This window comes from Bacillus sp. AFS018417 (assembly GCF_002560985.1).
In the GTDB taxonomy this organism is placed as follows: Bacteria; Bacillota; Bacilli; order Bacillales; family Bacillaceae_G; genus Bacillus_A; species Bacillus_A rhizoplanae.
Genome location: NZ_NTTM01000139.1, coordinates 1 through 512 on the forward strand (window position 1 = coordinate 1; position 512 = coordinate 512).

1 protein-coding gene is annotated in these 512 nt (G+C 35.7%); it reads right to left on the reverse strand.

Annotated features, from left to right (window positions below; all coding sequences use genetic code 11):
• A partial coding sequence (locus tag CN326_RS23905) for an IS6 family transposase (RefSeq protein WP_141525134.1) occupies nucleotides 1–427 on the reverse strand: 427 nt, incomplete at its 3' end.
• Nucleotides 428–512 lie beyond the last annotated feature (85 nt).

Consider the following 512-nt stretch of genomic DNA (forward strand, 5'->3'; position numbering starts at 1 on the left):
TGAATGCACAAAGTAATGCCGGTGCTTTGTCTGTTGTTAGAACCGTTGGTTCTCCAAACGTTTTCACTAACCTTTTCATAAAGGCATATGCAGCCTGATGATCCCGTTTTTTACGAAGTTGAATATCCAATGTGTACCCTTCTTTATCAATTGCACGATACAGGTAACGCCATTCTCCTTTGACTTTTATATAGGTCTCATCCAATTTCCAAGATAGTTGTACTCTTTTATTTTTCTTCTTCCAAATTTGATAGATTAGGTGGCCATATTCATGAACCCAGCGCATAATAGTTGTTGGATGAACTGAAACACCACGTTCTTTCAAAATTTCAGAGACATCACGATAACTTAAAGAAAAACGACAATAGTAGCCAACGGCCACCAAAATAATATCTTGTTTAAATTGCTTTCCTTTAAAATATCCCATTTATGATTCTCCTCACTCTGTTTTGCAAAAGTTTAGCTTAGCTTTAAAAACTTTGCAACAGAACCGATTTGGATACTGCTTTTTT